Genomic DNA, 15,601 nt, shown 5'->3' with positions numbered 1-15,601 from the left:
AACAAAACTTAATCGTTTGTTATAAGTTTGATTATTTTGCTTTCTTCTTATCAAAAGAAAATCTACGGGCGATGCTAAAACCCCAACGGTATTGTCCCTTAAGCCAGGAGGTATTGGTATCGGTAATAAATTGCGACTCCTGTATAGCCGTGGCATTGGTAAAATTAAGGTGGAAAATATGACCTCCGGTTTCAAATTCCAGTCCGGCACCAAGTGTCTTGTAATATTGCGTTCCCAATGTGCTTTCGAGGTAGGCTTTTTTATCTTTATCCCTGAATGGAATAGTATAGTCGGCAACAAAAGCCATCCGTTTAGTGATCTTGATACGCCCACCAACCGACAGTGCAAGCATATCGTTCTGATCGCCAAAAACGGTAAAGTTGCGGTGTATGTATGATGGCATAACCAGCATCGAGAAGTTCGAATTAAATTTACGCGCAATTACCGCTTGCACCACATAGGTCAAACGATCTTGAAATTTGCTGTAAGCATTTACCGCTGTTGGATCAGTTGAAGCCTTTACGGCTGCAATGGTTGTACTGCCAAACAATGTTACCGCTACGGGTATTTTTTCGTCATCTGTTTGTTCCAGCAACCGGTATTTTAAGTTTCCTTCATACAATTGTGTTACAACTCCGGCGCCTTTTGCCCTGGCTAAGCCTACAGAAAGTTTATCGCTGATTCCATATTCAAAACCTATTCGGATATCGGTAGATTGATCCAGGCCGAAAAAGTTTTTAATCCCGCCGCCAGATCCGGCAATATCTCCAAACCGGTGGTCTACCCTGAAATCCAGTTCATTTTTGTAAATGGTTTCATTGGTTTGTATGTTAATGAGTTTGGTTGCTTTAAATGTGGCCTTTACATTCTTTTTTTCTACAGGCATCTGCAATGCATTTTCAAGCGAATCCTGTGCAGAAGCAACTATTGGTAGACAAAGGACAAACAAGTATAAAAGTGATTTTAGATGATATTTCATAAGGTTTTATTTTTTAGGTTGATAAGTAGCCGTCATTTTTACCTGTATGGTTTCGGCAATTTGTTTGAAAACAATTGTTGGAATTTTGATGTCGTGATCAGCAAGTTTTACATTAAAAGCCGAAGTAGCCTTTACCTCATCAGCTGTGATAACCAGAGAACCTTTCACCTGATATTCTTTGGTAACTCCATGGATTTGCAGATTTCCTTTTACGGTGATTGGATAGGTACCTGGTTTTGAAAAATCAATCTGTTCTATAATTTTTCCTTTGAAATCTGAAGTTGGGTATTTATCGCTTTCGATATAGTTTTCGTTAAAATGCTCCTGCATCAACTTTTTCTTAAATTGAAAAGAAGTATTGTTGATTTTGAAAATAATATCGTTGGTTTTGATGTTGAGGGCCGAAGCGCCTGTTTTGCTTAACGCATCGATATCTTCAACAGGTGTTGAAGAGAAAAATGAAGAAGTTACGTTTTTACTTACCCATATCTGCGCTTTTATACCTGTGCATAATAACAGGGCTATTAAGGTGAAAAGTAGTTTTTGCATTGGTGTATTTATTTAAATTTTTATGGAACCATCTTGATCAGCGTTAATCCTTATTTATTATTCTGGCATACCTTTATCAACCCAGGCCTGTAATAATTCTCTTTCGCTCGCGGTTAAAGAACCGCCTCTGGGCATTGTTCTGGTAACCAAAACTGAATTAGCTACACGTGCATCATTTTTTATAGAGGCTAAACCATTCAATGCCCATACCGCCTTCATTCCCCCATTAGGGCCATGACAGCTGTTACATTTGGTTTGAAACAATGCCCCGGCAAAATTTGAGTAGGTTACATTCGCAGTGGTTACAGGTGTTGGACCATTTGGTGTTGGTGTTTCGGGTTTTATTTCCTCTGCTTGTTTTTTTGAGCAGGCAAAAAGTAAAGCAGTGAGTGCGGCTAGTAAAAAAATTGAATTTTGTTTTTTCATAAGGTTTTTGTTTAAATTAATTTTGTAAAAGATAGATTTCTTGATAATCACAGTCGATTGGTAAGCGAAACAGCTAAAATTTTGTTAATGAGGACTGAATTGCCTTTTGCCTTTACGGAAATGCATAACATGATCAGGAATGCAGCGAATAAAATCGCGATAACTTGTTTTTTAGCAGTCATATCCGAATTTTTTAAGTTTAAGTTTTGTTTATTTAAGAATCATTGCTGTTTTTGTATTGGCAGTGGTTTTTAAATGAAATTTCTGTTGAAATCTTAATCGATACGTAAGCTTTTTAAAATTGGTTGCCTGCAATAAAAAAAAATAAAAAAAGCCGCCCCGATTTTACATCAGGACGGCTTTCGAGATAAATTCTATCTAAAACTTAGTTAAAATCTTCGGCTTTTAATGGCGGATTAATTTTAATGTCTTTAATTACAACTGAAAACTCCTGAGCGCCTTGCGGAGTTGCTACCGATTGAGTTAAGGTAAACGGAAATAACACATCACCAACTTTTTTGTAGTTTGAATATTCCACAGACTCGCTAATTTCAGCTCCGCCTTTGGTAGTGGTACTCTCCTCTTTTAAAAGTAGGCCTGATTTGGTGTCGTAATATTCAGTTTTCTTTTTGCCCGATGGAGAAGTAATATTTAATTTAAATGCATCAGCAGTACCTACCTTGGCTGTTCCAGCTGCTTCAATTTTCGTTCCATCAGTTGCGTAGTACACTTGACTACCATAACCTTTATCATCTTTCTTTTCAGCCAGGTCATCGCCAGTTAATTCAGCCTTTTGGCCCATCTGCATCGCGTAACCTGTTTTACCATTGTAAACCTGTTTCATTGCCGTTTGGCCGCCCATGGAAATTTCCATGCTGCTTAAGTTAGGCGCCATGTTTTTAATGGTAACCGTAAGCTTTTGACCTTGCATTTCCATTTCACCATTTTGCTGTAATGAAGTGATTTTTTTAATAGCTTCTTCACCACCAATCGCCTTAATGTAGTTTTTGATAATTTCTGCAGGTGCAGCTGTTGGTACAGCAGCAGTTTCGGTTGCTTTAACCGCATTCGCATAGTTATCATAAAGCTGTGTTTTAAAACCTGCTTTGGTCAAGCCTGTTGCAAAGGCATCAGTTTTACCTACAATAACAATACGTGTATTATCATGGTTAAAGTATTTTTTAGTTACCCTTAAAATATCATCGGTTGTTACGGCATTAATCTTTTGTAAATAAGTGCGGTAAAAATCTTTAGGTAAGTTATTAATTAAGATATTGCTTGCAAAACCTGCAGTACGTGCCGGATTTTCTAAGCCCAGTGCAAACGATCCATTGAAAAGATTTTTCGCATTCTGTAATTCGTCAGCGGTCACCTTGGTCGTGCGGATAGTGTTAATTTCTCTTAAAAATTCTACCACTGCACTATCAACTTTTTCATTTCTAACAGCTGCATTGGCCGAAAATTTAGATTGGAAACGGCCAGAACCTGTGCTTGAGTATGCACCATAAGTAAAGCCATGTTTCTCGCGGAGATTATCAAATAATCTCGATTCGCCACCACCACCTAGAATCTGGTTTGCCAATAAAACCGGGAAATAATCTGGGCTGCTCATTGGCAGGTCGATTAAGTTCACAACTGTAATTTCAGATTGAACAGCATTGCTCACATTTATGATGTCAACTTCAGTTTTGGCAGGATTAGCAACTTTAGTAAGTACCGGTAAAGTTAAGGCAGTTCCTTTCCAATCGCCAAAGGCTTTCTCTGCTAAGGCTTTGGCTGCTTCTGGTTTAATATCACCAACAAAAGTTAAATAACCTCTTGATGGGGTAATGTATTTCTTATAAGCTGCTTTCACGTCGTCTAAAGTAATGCCTGTAATAGAAGCCTCCGTTTCAAACTCTCCATACGGATGGTTTTTACCATAAGCCAATGCATTTACCACACGTGCTGAAATGGCTTTCGCACTTTTCTCGTTAGATTTTAATCCGGTAATGGTTTGCGATTTTAGTTTTTCGAAAGATTCTGCAGGAAAAGCAGGTTTACGGATACTCTCCGCCATTAAAGCAAATGCCTGAGGGAAATAACGGGTTAAAGCAGAAGCAGAGCCCCCATTAGCCCCTGCACTTACATCGGCACCTAGCTGATCTACTGCTTCATCAAATTGTGCTTTTGTCTTAGTTGTGGTTCCTTCGTTCAGCATACTGCCCATCAAGCCTACTACGCCTGCTTTTGCGCCTTCGGTAATAGGACCTGCGTCGATGCTATAACTTGCCGATACTTTTGGTAGTTTATGGTTTTCTACCACTAAAACAGTAATACCGTTTGCTAATTTATAAATCACAGGATCGCCAACGGTGATAACGGGTGCCGGGCCAGGTTTTGGTTTGTGGCTTCGGTCTATTGTTTGTGCTGAAATACCTTGAGCCAATAAGGAAACTGCAGCTATAATGAATAATTTCTTCATGTTTTTAATAATTAAAATGAAAAGCGATCAGCTTATTTCTTAGGTAAGTAATACAATACAACTCTTTGGTTTTTGTTCAGGTATTTTTTAGCAACATCTCTGATCTCCTCGCGGGTGATTGATCTGATTACCTCTAATTCCTTGTTGATATCGTTTGTATCCTTATCATGGAAAGTATAACCATCAGCCAGGTTTTCGGCAACACCTAGCATTTTACTGTTTGCACTCACGTAGTTGTTTTCGAATTTATTCTGCAGTTTTTTATAATCACTTTCGCTAATTAAATCGGTTTGAAGGCGTAAAACTTCTTCATCAATATCTTTTAATAAATCGTTAAGCGGTGTATTCTTATTGGGTAAAGCCAAGGTGATATAAGCGCCATAATCTTCAAGCGAATAGTTAAAAGCAGCAACCTGTAATGCTGTTTTCTTTTGATCGACCATTTTAGTACTTAATCTCGAGCTTCCGCCTTCTGATAAAATAGAGCTGATCATCCCTAAAACCTTGCTCTCTCTGCTCTTCATCCCTGGTACACGGTAAGCCGCGAAGATGGCTGGAATCTGGATATTGGCATCGTAAGCCGTATCGATAATTTCTTTGGTGATTTCTGGTAATTTGAATTCTTGACGAACAATTGGTGCACCTTTAGGTACTTCAGCAAAGTATGATTTTACTAAAGCTTTAGTCTTCTCTATATCCAAATCGCCGGCAATGGTTAAAACCGCATTGTTAGGCACATAATACTTTTTAAAGAAAGCAATAAATTCACTCAATTTTGCAGCATCTAAGTGCTCCATTGAACCAATTGGCTGCCAGCGGTAAGGATGGCCATCAAACAAATGACCGAAAATTTTCTCTGTAAATTTTCCGTAAGGGGAGTTGTCTATACGTAAACGTTTCTCTTCTTTTACTACTTCATTTTGTGTTTTTACTCCACTTTCGTTAATTACCGGGTGTAACATTCTTTCGCTTTCCAGCCATAGACCCAGTTCTAACTGGTTTGATGGAAAAAGTTCATAATAAAAAGTACGGTCTTGAGAAGTATTGGCATTGTTCTGGCCGCCGTTACTGCTCACTAATTTCATAAATTCACCTTTTTTGATATTATCCGAACCTTCGAATAATAAGTGTTCGAAAAAGTGAGCAAAACCTGTACGCTGGGTTTCTTCATCTTTAGACCCAACATGATACATTACCGAAACGGCAACTACTGGAGCGGTTTTGTCTTGGTGTAGAATGACATGGAGGCCATTGTCAAGGTCGAATTCCGTAAACTGTACTTTTTGGGCAGAGGCACTTAAGCACAGACTGGAAATAGCCAAAGCAAAAAGAATTCTTTTTTTCATAAGTTTATAATTGTTTTTTAATGGTTATGAAGCTATCATTAGCATGTTTTTTTGTTATGATGAATAGCATGCTAATGATGGTTTCATTAGTAGTTTTTTAAATGATTAGAAATAATCAAAGGCGAAAGCGAGCAACTATTTCATTAATAAGTTAATTTGGATTTTTCACTAGCGTGAAGAATAATAAGGATGGGCCTAAATTATGGATTTAAACAAAAAAAAGCGAGTATTTACACTCGCTTTTTTTTATATTTTATCTCCAGGCTTTGTATTGGTTAATTAAGCCATTGGTAGAACTATCATGGCTCGAAACTTTTTCGTTGCCCGCCAGCTCCGGAAGAATCTTTTTGGCCAATTGCTTGCCAAGCTCTACTCCCCACTGATCGAAGCTGAAGATGTTCCAGATAATTCCCTGAACAAATATTTTATGTTCATAAATGGCAACTAAACTGCCTAAAGTATATGGAGTTACTTTTTTCAATAAGATAGAGTTTGTTGGGCGATTGCCTTCAAATACTTTAAACGGTGCAATTTTTTCAATTTCTGAATCTGATTTGCCTTCTTTCTTTAACTCAGCAGTTACTTCTTCTTCGGTTTTACCGTTCATTAACGCTTCTGTTTGTGCAAAGAAGTTTGATAGTAAAATTGGATGATGATCGCCTAGTGGGTTTAAGCTCTGAGCCGGAGCAATAAAATCGGCAGGGATAATCCTGGTACCCTGATGGATTAACTGATAAAAAGCATGCTGGCCATTTGTTCCGGGCTCACCCCAGATAATTGGCCCGGTTTCATAATCAACCTCATTCCCATTTCTATCTACATGTTTACCATTGCTCTCCATATCTCCCTGTTGGAAATAAGCAGCAAAACGGTGCATATATTGGTCGTAAGGTAAAATAACCTGTGTTTCTGCATTGTAGAAATTGATATACCAAACGCCTAACAAACCTAAAATTACAGGCAGGTTGCTTTCAAACTCAGCAGTTTTAAAATGGTTATCAGTTGCGTGAGCACCCGCTAACAATTGTTTAAAATTATCAAAGCCTATACTTAATGAGATGGATAAACCGATAGCGCTCCATAACGAGTAACGACCACCAACCCAATCCCAAAACTCAAACATATTTTCGGTATCGATACCAAAAGCAGAAACGTCTTTAGCATTGGTAGATAATGCGGCAAAGTGTTTAGCAATATCACTTTCTTTTCCACCTTTATCCAAAAACCATGTACGGGCAGAGTGTGCATTCGTCATGGTTTCTTGTGTAGTAAAAGTTTTTGATGCGACTAAGAATAATGTTGTCTCCGCATTTAAATCTGCTAATGTTTCGGCGATGTGTGTTCCGTCAATATTCGAAACAAAGTGAATGTTTAAGTGGTTTTTATAATGTTTTAGGGCCTCGGTAACCATTACCGGACCTAAGTCTGACCCACCGATACCAATATTGACCACATCGGTAATGGCTTTGCCTGTATAACCTTTCCATTCACCGCTAATGATGCTGTTGCTAAATTTCTCCATTTTAGCCAGTACTGCATTTACTTCGGGCATCACATCTTTACCATCAACTAAAATTGGTGTATTGCTTAAATTACGTAAGGCAATGTGAAGCACCGAACGATCTTCGGTTTCATTAATTCTATCGCCGTTGTACATCGATTTTATAGCTTCATCCAATTTACACTCACGAGCCAATTGAATCAATAGTGCTAATGTTTCATCGCTTATGCGGTTCTTGCTATAATCTAGCAGAATATCCTCAAAAAAAACAGAAAACTTATTGAAACGATCTGCATCCTCAGCAAAAAGATCTTTAATGCTTTTTTGATTAATATCTATAAAATGATCGGCTAAATACTTGTAGGCCTCAGTTTCTGTGAAATTTACTTTAGGTAACATAATCTTTGTTTTTTTGTAAAAGTAATAAAGCAAAAATTTAAAATGGTCTTTTTAATGTTCTAAATGAATAAGAATTTTTAATGTCGATTAAACACATTAACTTTAATACACCATCCCTGTTAGTTCATTAATTATTTTAACCTTTAATTCTACGTTATGTTAGAAAACTTAAATGAAATGGTGCGTGAAAACGTACAGGAAAGTGTTGTTAACAATACCGCTATTCCGAATGAACAAAATGAAGCGGTAATCCAGGCTGCATCGGGTTCTATCTTCGATACGCTGAAAGACCAGGTATCATCAGGTAATATTGGTGCATTAACTGATATATTTAACGGTAACAAAGCAGAAGGCACCCAGGTTGCTGAACAGGCTTCGGGGAATTTTATCGATAAATTAAGTGGCTTGGGCATTAATGCCGATACGGCGAAATCTTTGGCAGCAAGCATTATTCCGGGGCTGATTGCCAAGTTTACCCAAAAAACAAACGACCCGAACGATAGCTCCTTTAACATTAAAGATGTTTTGGGAAGTTTGGGTGGCGATGATGGTAAATTTGATGTAAGTGACGTAATCGGAATGTTTAATGGCGGTGGGCAGGCGCAGCAGCCCGGCCAGGCAGGAGGTGGCGGTATTATGGATAAGCTGAAGGGGATGTTTAATTAAGCATTTACTGATTTTTAGGATCTATGTTCTTTTGATCTACCCGTAAAAATAAATACCTAAGAAGAGTTGTCAACTTTTAGTAGGAAACCTGCCATTTAAAGTTGACAACTCTAAAATCCATTTTGGAAACCTTAGCGTTGATACCTGAAGAAATACTGTTCTTATCTGTTCAGGTAACACCAAATTCCATCTCTCCTTAAAATTGTTTAGCTTAGGGCACCTAAACTAAATAATTCATTTATGAAGAAAGTATTCCTGATCGGTTTTTCGCTACTGGCATTAAATTCTTTTGCCCAAAAATCAGATTTAAGACCATTGGTTTCGAAAAAAGCCGATGCCATCGAACAAAAGGTAATTACCTGGAGGCGCGATTTTCACGAACATCCCGAATTGGGAAATACAGAAGTAAGAACAGCTGGCATTATTGCAAAACATTTAGAATCTTTAGGTATACAAGTAAAAACAGGCGTTGCCAAAACAGGCGTAGTTGGTGTGCTAAAAGGAGGTAAACCTGGGCCAGTAGTTGCTTTGCGTGCCGATATGGATGGTTTACCAGTTACCGAGCGGGTAGATGTTCCATTTGCCTCGAAAGTAAAAACGCAGTATAACGGACAAGAGGTAGGTGTAATGCATGCCTGTGGGCACGATAGCCACGTGGCTATTTTAATGGGCGTAGCAGAAGTACTGGCTTCTATGCAAAAAGATATTCAGGGGACGGTGAAATTCATATTTCAGCCCGCTGAGGAAGGTGTGCCTGCCGGAGATGAAGGTGGGGCAGCATTAATGATTAAGGAGGGTGTACTCGAAAACCCTAAAGTTGATGTAATTTTCGGTTTACACATCAATTCTCAAACCGAAGTTGGCGATGTAACTTACCGCCCCGGGGGTACAATGGCAGCAGTAAACGATATGAAGATTACCGTTACCGGCCGCCAGGCACATGGGGCCTATCCATGGAGCAGTATCGATCCGGTGGTGGTTTCGGCCCAGATTATCAATAGCCTGCAAACCATAGTAAGTAGAAATTTAAATATAACAGAAAATCCAGGTGTGGTTACCATTGGCGCTATTAATGGTGGTGTACGGTCGAATATTATTCCCGAAAAGGTAGAAATGTTAGGTACAGTACGCAACTTTAGTAAGGAAGATGAGGCCATGTTTATCGAAAGGATTAAAACCATAGTAACCAAAACGGCCGAAGCAGGCGGTGCAACGGCTGAAGTTAAAATTCCTTATAGCAACCATTATCCGGTTACTTTTAATAACATTGCGCTAACCGAAAAGATGTTGCCAAGCATGGAATTGACGGCAGGTAAGGATCATGTGAAATTAAAACCACCAGTTACAGGTGCAGAAGATTTCTCCTTCTTTCAGGAAAAAGTACCAGGTTTGTTTGTGTTTTTAGGAGGGATGCCAAAAGGTAAAGATCCTTTAAAAGCTGCATCGCACCATACACCGGATTTTTATCTTGATGAAAGTGGTTTTGTGTTGGGTGTTAAATTACTTTCTAATCTTACTTTAGATTACATGTCGATGAAGAAATAAGATGATGGTTAAATCATCTTATTTCTTTACTGGCTTTTTTCCAAACTGCCTAGGGTAGTATGAAAAAGTAGCCATAAAGTATTGCTGTAGTACATTTTGACTGCCTAACGTAAAACTATTGGCACCCCCATAATTAATGATGTTGGTGTTTTGATGTAGCAGATCCATGGCAGAAAATTTAAACTCCGCATTATTTCCTTTTAAAAAACGATAAACGGCACTGGCATTCCAGATGGCAAAATTTATATTGGCGGCACTGTTCGATTTGCTCGAGTTAAAGCTAATGTTGCTACTTAAAGTAAACTTTTTGGTAATGTTATAAATGGAGCTTAAAGAACTGGTTAAATTTAATCCGCTATATTTCGTGTTAAATGCTTCCTGTTTCGTTCTGTAGGTGTTAAATCCCTGGCCAGCTTCAGCTGCAAATTTATCTTTATAAGTATAGTTTAAGCTTAGTTTGGCATTCGTATTTAAGATATTGGAAAAACTAAATACATCATTTAAATAACTGGCATTTTTAGCAATATTTATTCCCCCGTTTAAACTGAGTTGTAACTCCGTGGTTTTCAGCTTAAATGTTTTTCTTAGAAAACCATTGGCATTTAAATACTTATTGCCGTTTGCATTGGTTAAATAGATGGTGCGTTTATTCTGATTATCGATAAAAATACTATCTACAATGCCATCATCAATTATACCTGCCGAAGCATAAAAGTTATAATTTAAGGTGTTTTTGCTTGTCTGATCGGAATGGTTGAGGTTAAAGTTAACAGACTTATCGGTAGCTTCCCTCAATTTAATATTTCCCATCTGTAGGTTATATAAATTCGTACTATCCGTTAAAGGTGCTAACTGTTGTAAATTTGGAATAATAATGTTGGTTTTATAGCTTAATGACATTGATCTATAAAATTCGCCATATTGGTAATTGCTATAATTGATACTCACTTCCGGTACAAATTTATTATAGGTTCGGTTAATGTTCTGCAAGGCTTTATCCGATCTGTTATCCTGAAAAATAAAACGCTGTTTTGCAGAAGCTTCAATCCTTAAATTTTTGTCAAATCTGTTTGATAAACTTTTGCGGAAAGATTTACTTAAGGTTAGTTCTGGTGTTTCATCAACAATATTGGTTTTGGTATTGTTGCTTAAATAAGTATTTGTTGCATAAACACCGCCCTTTAAATCTTCTACCAGGTTATGATCGGTGTTGTTGTTTAGTTCTAAATTATTTTTTAAAGATAAATCGAAGTCAGCAAGGTTTTTACGACCAAACAAAAACGATTTTAAATTAGGAAGCTCCAGTAATAAGGTTTGGTTGAAAGCTTCCCGCTGTGTATTGTATCTTCTATCATAATCTGTATTCGCAGCTGCATTTACAAATGATCTGAAAGCAGTCAAATTTGATCGGTGGTTATCGTTATCATTTATTGATAACTGATAGTTTGCATTAAGACCGTTAAAACGATGCGCTTTTCGGGTCATATAATTAGGAGACAGGCCATACCGTATACCAAGATTAAAGCCTTTATTGTTAAAATTATTTTGTGCTTTTGTATTATTGGTACTCGTTAACACATTCTGGCCATCGAAAGCACTTCTTTGTGTTTCATTATTTGATGTACCGTTGTTTAACGACATCGACTGGTTAATATTTAAACGGTGGTTCTTTTTAGCAAATTCGAGGCTCGAATCAAAGGTTTGATTGGTTGATGCTGTATTTCCGCTGGTGGTATTGGTATCGTATATTTTATCTGTAGCATTAATAGATGTGGTTGTTTGTGCATTAGATATATTTTCATTGTTTTTGTTCTGCACAAAATAGTTCGCATTTAATGTGCTTTTTTTGTCGTACACAGGTTTTTCAATAAAATTATAAGTAAAAGTTACACCACCAATATTCGGCTGGTTAATGCCCGATTGTCTGAAATCGGGCTGATACTCTACATTGGTATTTAAGCCTTTAAAAGTGCTGTTGGCAGTTAGTGTTCTAATGCTATTGGCTGTTTTATTAATATTGTTGCTCGCGCCTATAATACCCAGCTGCATTTTTGGCGAAAACAGGTTAAAACTTGCATCGGTTTCGTATTTTTTGGTGGTGCCATATCCTGCACCTATTTTGCCGAAATAACCAATGTCTTTACCTTTCTTGAGCTTTAAATTTACGGTTAAGGTACTATCGAGCGGGTTGCTTTCGTTCCGTTCCCGATAAACCTGTATCTTATCTAAAGCATTTTTTGCAATGTTTTGGGTAGCCATTTTAAAATCGCCACCAAAAAACTGTTTTCCGTTTACCAGCAAACTCTTTACCTCACGGCCGTTAACAGTAATCTGCCCATCGCCCCAAAGGGTTACATTGGGTATTTTACGTAAAAGATCCTCTACTACAGCATTACTATCTAATTTAAAAGCTGCTGCATTAAATTCAAGGGTATCGCCATTCATGGTAATAGGCGCCACCCTAATTTCTACATCCTGTAAATTGTTCTCTTTTGTTGCAATAATTAATGTTTTTAAATCCAGCGCAGTTTTTCCATCCATTATGGTGAAACTTTTTCGAAGTATCCGGTAGCCCACATGGCTTATTTCTATATGCATTTTAACATTGAGGGGCAGGCTCTTAAAACTAAATTCGCCATAGTTATTACTTAACTGATAACTCATTAACGTACTGTCGCCTTTAAATAACGATACTGTTGCCGATTTTAAGTTGTAATTATGTGTGGTATCCCTAATTACCCCTTTTACTGCCCCAACTTGTGTAAGATTAGCTTGTTGGGCTTTCGAATTGTAAAAACAGAATACGATTAAAAATACGGTGAGGTAGCGTTGAAGATGGTGCATTTAGATGGGGGTATTAGTTTTGTTTAGGTTTAAGCTTAATGATAATGGGGTTACTCTTTTTATTCTGGGTTTTAAAATAAGTTTCTAAACTGGGCGGGTATTTTGTAGTTTTACCCTCGCTCTGCTCTTTAAAAGTAAACATGGCCAATGATGAATAATTGGTGTAGAAATAACCATTTTCATACATATGAAAGCCATTATTTATAAAATCATAGAAATTACCACTGGCATCAGTAACGGGTAAAAAAAACGATAAAGAATCGGGTTCCAGATCCTGCACAGAGGTTAGCTCACTGGTTTTTAAGTTGTAAATAAGGGCCTTTTTCATTCCTGTGTCCCAACCATAATTGTGCATTTTGAGGTAAAGATTATTACCAACTAAATAAGTGTTACTTAAGCCATAAAAAATCTTTGGATTGTTTCTAAAATATTCTCCCCGTTTTTTAACATAAACCGGATTGGTTGTGAAGTCATTCGGTAAGGAATTAGCAGCTGGGAATATAATATGGTAGGCCAGCGAAAGTTTGGAAGGACTGGCTTTATAGATATTATAAGAATAGTAGTTGAGATAAAACATTTCATTTTCAACTCCGTATTTATAGAAACGCTCACCTGATCCCCAAAATTCATCGGTTTCATATCTTTTTATATTATATGGGAAATATCCAACAGAATCGGTTTTGTTAATTATCCCAAGTTCGTAAAACGTGCTATCCTTTCCTTTTTTTACTTTAAAATCTGGCCGTATTGATGTGCTATTATTTGCGATTTTAAAATCCCGACTTGTATTTTGCTTATAGTAATCTTTAATCATTACTTTTTTTATCTGTTTTCCAGTTAAATCAAAATAGAATGCGCGAGGGTGGGCAAAAACTACTATATAATTGATATTGTTTTCTTTTTCTACTGTGAAGCTATTGAACTCTGTTTTGTTTTTACCGTTTTTTTCTGGTTGTATATTGCTTGCGTTGATTTTGGATTTAAACTTGCCATCTTTCGAAAAAACTAAGATTGCCTTCGTGTCGTAGTCGAAAATCACATAATTATCATCTACAATTTTTAGTTGATGTATGTTTCCAAAAAGGCTTTCTTTAGTGGTTTCGAGCGGAATAAATTCTACTTCGCTAAAAACCTGAGAAACAGCTGCGCCACGCGCAGTTTGAGGGTCGATACGTAAGGTAACCATTTCAGAACTATCTATTTTTCCGGTTTGTGCTGATGCCACTGAACAGAAAAGCAAATACCCTAAAATAATAGAGCGCATTTTCATTTGATGTTGGTTAGAGATTAATATTAGTTTAAATATGGCCCGATCAATAAAAGGTTATACCACTAAAATGAAAAGCAGTTTGTACGAATACCCATTGATCTGTAAATATTTTCGGAAATTAATCAATTAAATAGTTAGTTGATTGTTCGTTTTTTGATTTTAACAAGTTTTAACAGCTACGTTATCAGGTGAGTTAATTTATGGGTGTCTTAGGTTAAAATGCAAGTAATTTAGTTTGAGTCTGATCTAATACTAAAGTATCTGGATGTTTCTAAACCATTAAGAAATAAAGACAGTTAAGGTTTTGATTAGCGTTCTCTTAATGTTCTTAATTCCTCAGTAGTAAAAGTGCCTAGATTATTTCCAAACCATTAAGAACCGAAGATAGTTAAGGTTTTGATCGAAGACCTTTTAATGACCTTAATTTCTTAGTTATAAAAAGATTACTGTTATTTCCTCACTCTAAAAAATGAAGATAGTTAAGGTTTTGGTTAGCGTCACCTTAATAGTATCTCATTATTGCTATATTTGTTACCATGACCAAAGAAAATATTCAAGATTTAAGGGACAGAGTAACGTCGCTGAGGAGGTATCTTTGACGTTGATGAGCTACTTTACGCCATCCGCGAAGAAGAAAAGTTAACAATGGCGCCCGATTTCTGGGACGACCCAAAAAAAGCAGAAAAAATTCTTGCCGAAATCAGTTCAAAGAAAAAATGGACGGATGGCTTTAACCAAACCAATAATGCGGTTGAAGATGCTGCGGTAATGTTTGAGTTTTTTCAATCGGGCGATGCTTCAGAAGCTGAACTGCAAGACCAGTTCGAGATCAGTAAAACTGCCGTAGAAGAACTGGAACTTAAAAATATGCTCCGTAGCAAAGAAGACCAACTTTCTGCCGTTTTACAGATTACTGCCGGAGCTGGTGGAACGGAAAGCTGTGATTGGGCCTATATGCTGATGCGCATGTATATGATGTGGGGTGAAAAGAATGGTTATAAAATTACCGAACAGGACAGCCAGGAAGGGGAGGTTGCCGGTATAAAATCGGTAACGCTTCAGTTTGATGGCGATTTCTCATATGGCTACCTGAAAGGCGAAAATGGTGTACATCGTTTGGTTCGGATTTCTCCATTCGATTCAAACGCCCGTAGGCATACATCTTTCGCTTCTGTTTATGTTTATCCCCTGGTTGACGATACCATTCAGATTGATATTAACCCTGCGGATATAGAATTCGAAACATTTAGGGCTGGTGGAGCAGGCGGACAGAACGTAAACAAAGTTGAAACAGCTGTGCGTTTATACCACAAACCTTCAGGCATTATTATTAAAAACCAGGAGTCGCGATCGCAGTTGCAGAATAAGGAGAATGCTATCCGTTTATTAAAATCTCAATTATATGAAATTGAGGAACGGAAACGTAATGAAGCAATTGCTGCGGTAGAGGGATCGAAAAAGAAGATCGAATGGGGCTCGCAGATCAGGAGTTATGTGCTGGATGATAGAAGGGTAAAAGATCACCGCACCAATTATCAAACCTCCAATCCTGATGCGGTTTTAAATGGCGATATTAACGGGTTTTTAAAAGCATATTTAATGGAATTTTAAT

11 protein-coding genes are annotated in these 15,601 nt (G+C 37.4%); 3 read left to right on the top strand and 8 right to left on the bottom strand.

Annotated features, from left to right (window positions below; genetic code table 11):
• Positions 1-31 precede the first annotated feature (31 nt).
• The 6 genes from ASU31_RS07365 to pgi form a co-directional block, all read right to left on the bottom strand.
• Positions 32-979 carry a DUF5777 family beta-barrel protein gene (locus ASU31_RS07365; protein ID WP_057931734.1) on the bottom strand — a complete coding sequence of 316 codons (948 nt, stop codon included), beginning with the start codon at positions 977-979 and terminating at the stop codon, positions 32-34.
• Positions 980-985: 6 nt separating this feature from the next.
• A complete protein-coding gene (locus ASU31_RS07360; RefSeq protein WP_057931733.1) occupies positions 986-1,528 on the bottom strand; it encodes a YceI family protein in 543 nt (180 codons plus the stop codon).
• A 57-nt stretch (positions 1,529-1,585) separates the two neighbouring features.
• Entirely contained in the window at positions 1,586-1,954 is a 369-nt protein-coding gene (locus ASU31_RS07355) for a c-type cytochrome (protein WP_157257945.1), read from the bottom strand.
• Positions 1,955-2,339: 385 nt separating this feature from the next.
• Complete coding sequence (locus ASU31_RS07350; RefSeq protein WP_057931731.1) at positions 2,340-4,418, bottom strand: insulinase family protein; 2,079 nt, start codon at positions 4,416-4,418, stop codon at positions 2,340-2,342.
• 32 nt (positions 4,419-4,450) lie between these two features.
• A complete protein-coding gene (locus tag ASU31_RS07345) occupies positions 4,451-5,764 on the bottom strand; it encodes a M16 family metallopeptidase (RefSeq protein ID WP_057931730.1) in 1,314 nt (437 codons plus the stop codon).
• 253 nt (positions 5,765-6,017) lie between these two features.
• Positions 6,018-7,664 carry a glucose-6-phosphate isomerase gene (gene pgi / locus ASU31_RS07340; RefSeq protein ID WP_057931729.1) on the bottom strand — a complete coding sequence of 549 codons (1,647 nt, stop codon included), beginning with the start codon at positions 7,662-7,664 and terminating at the stop codon, positions 6,018-6,020.
• A gap of 156 nt (positions 7,665-7,820) precedes the next feature.
• Here pgi and ASU31_RS07335 point away from each other — a divergent pair, with 156 nt between their 5' ends.
• The gene (locus ASU31_RS07335) at positions 7,821-8,330 is read left to right on the top strand and encodes a hypothetical protein (protein WP_057931728.1); all 510 of its coding nucleotides are present in this window, start codon (positions 7,821-7,823) and stop codon (positions 8,328-8,330) included.
• 240 nt (positions 8,331-8,570) lie between these two features.
• Positions 8,571-9,875 (top strand): amidohydrolase, encoded by a 1,305-nt coding sequence (locus ASU31_RS07330; protein WP_057931727.1) that lies wholly within the window; start codon positions 8,571-8,573, stop codon positions 9,873-9,875.
• 18 nt (positions 9,876-9,893) lie between these two features.
• Here ASU31_RS07330 and ASU31_RS07325 read toward each other — a convergent pair whose 3' ends face one another.
• Positions 9,894-12,719: a TonB-dependent receptor gene (locus ASU31_RS07325; RefSeq protein WP_057931726.1), complete on the bottom strand. Its 2,826-nt coding sequence runs from the start codon at positions 12,717-12,719 to the stop codon at positions 9,894-9,896.
• Positions 12,720-12,732: 13 nt separating this feature from the next.
• Entirely contained in the window at positions 12,733-13,989 is a 1,257-nt protein-coding gene (locus ASU31_RS07320) for a 6-bladed beta-propeller (protein ID WP_057931725.1), read from the bottom strand.
• Positions 13,990-14,525: 536 nt separating this feature from the next.
• Between ASU31_RS07320 and prfB the strand changes: the two genes are divergently transcribed.
• Positions 14,526-15,600 (top strand): peptide chain release factor 2 gene (gene prfB / locus ASU31_RS07315; protein ID WP_131030342.1). Its coding sequence is split into 2 segments (ribosomal slippage): positions 14,526-14,585 and positions 14,587-15,600, totalling 1,074 coding nucleotides; the frame shifts between segments, so codons are not numbered across the junction.
• The last annotated feature ends 1 nt before the right edge of the window (position 15,601 follow it).

Origin of the sequence: Pedobacter ginsenosidimutans (assembly GCF_001442625.1) — a bacterium.
Lineage (GTDB): Bacteria > Bacteroidota > Bacteroidia > Sphingobacteriales > Sphingobacteriaceae > Pedobacter > Pedobacter ginsenosidimutans.
This window is presented reverse-complemented; position numbering and strand designations above follow the sequence as displayed.